This is a genomic window from Clostridium sediminicola, assembly GCF_050402865.1.
GTDB lineage: Bacteria > Bacillota > Clostridia > Clostridiales > Clostridiaceae > Clostridium_AF > Clostridium_AF sediminicola.
The window spans coordinates 1-1,431 of the sequence record NZ_BAABMF010000061.1 but is presented as its reverse complement, the minus strand read 5'-3'; the positions used below and the strand labels follow the sequence as shown (position 1 = coordinate 1,431).

Here is a 1,431-nt window from a genome sequence, read left to right as displayed (position 1 = left end):
ATTTAATATAGAAGATACATTTAAACACTTAAACTGTGGAGTATTTGTAGGTCACGGAAAATATAATGAACTACATGATAGAGAAGAAGCTGATGAAGCTTATAGACTTGCAAAAGAGCCAAAAGAACTGTATTTTGTAGAAGGAAAACATAACGAATGGATGTTTGATGAAGATCCAAAATTTGTAGGCCTTATGGATGCACTATCAGGTTTCTTTGCAAAATTCATCTAATAGGATTTTTGAACTATAAGGATTCCTCCAGTTGGATTTAGTGTTTGTCAGCTATTAATAATATTCGACAAAAGTGGAGGAAATCCTTTTAATAAATACTGTAAAGCTTTGCATCTTAAAATTAAGTTAAGTGGTTGTTTGAGAACTTTTAAAACTTAAAGTAATAAAAAATATTTAGAAGGAGTGTATCACTATGAAAACTAAGCATCATGATCAAGCTCTTTCATTAATTCGAGGAGCTTATGACCTTCATATCCACACAAATCCTTCTCCATTCAGAAGGTCCGTTGATGATTTTGAGCTAGTATTGGAAGCAGCTAAATTTGGTATGGCAGGGGTCTTGATTAAAAGCCATTATGAACTTACTTCATCTCGAGCGGCTCTGGTAAATATGAAAAGTGGTGTTTTAACGAAAGCTTATGGTGGAATTGCTCTGAATTGGCCAGTAGGTGGACTTAATCCATATGCTGTGGAAAATGCTTTAAAAACAGGGGCAGTTATCGTTTGGATGCCAACACGTGATGCTAAGAATTCCCTTTGTTATGGTAATATGCCAGGAGACTTTTTCAATCGATCAGGAATTTCAATATATAACGATGTTGGCGAATTTGACAGTAGAATTTACGAAATATTTGAAATAGTCAAAAAATATGGAGCATATCTAGCCACAGGACACCTTGAAGCCAAGGAGTCAGTTGACTTATGTAAAGCTGGACGTGATTATGGAGTTCAAATGATTCTAACTCACCCTGAATTTGACCGAACTATGGTTCCGGGTACGGTTCAATCGGAGTTAGCAAAATTAGGAGTTCTTATAGAAAAGAATTGGTACAATATTGCCGAAGGCTCAATCACTGCCGAGGCTATGGCTGAAAATATACGAACTGTAGGTCCGGAATACGTGTATCTTGCTACAGATCGAGGACAATATGGACAAGAACATCCTGCTCTTGCTATGGTGCGTTTTATTGAAACTATGTTGGATCAGGGTTTTAACGATAAAGACATTACAACAATGATTCGTACTGTGCCAGAGAGGATTGTTGTAAGAGATTGAATATAACAAAACAACTAAGGGGGAAGTTAAAATGAAACAAAGAGAAATCGTATTTTACAGTGAAGGTAGTCGTATGTTAGGTGATATATATCTACCTGATGATTATAAAGAGGGAGAAAAAAGACCTACAGTAATCGCTAAC

1 protein-coding gene and 1 pseudogene are annotated in these 1,431 nt (G+C 35.8%); both read left to right on the top strand.

Annotation, left to right across the window (positions count from 1 at the left end; all coding sequences use genetic code 11):
* A pseudogene (locus tag ACQ3F0_RS26695) lies at positions 1–232 on the top strand (alpha/beta hydrolase); the annotation flags it as partial.
* Between the two features lie 193 nt (positions 233–425).
* Positions 426–1,289, top strand: coding sequence for a DUF6282 family protein (locus tag ACQ3F0_RS26690; RefSeq protein ID WP_428868859.1), 864 nt, complete (start codon positions 426–428; stop codon positions 1,287–1,289).
* Positions 1,290–1,431: the final 142 nt, after the last annotated feature.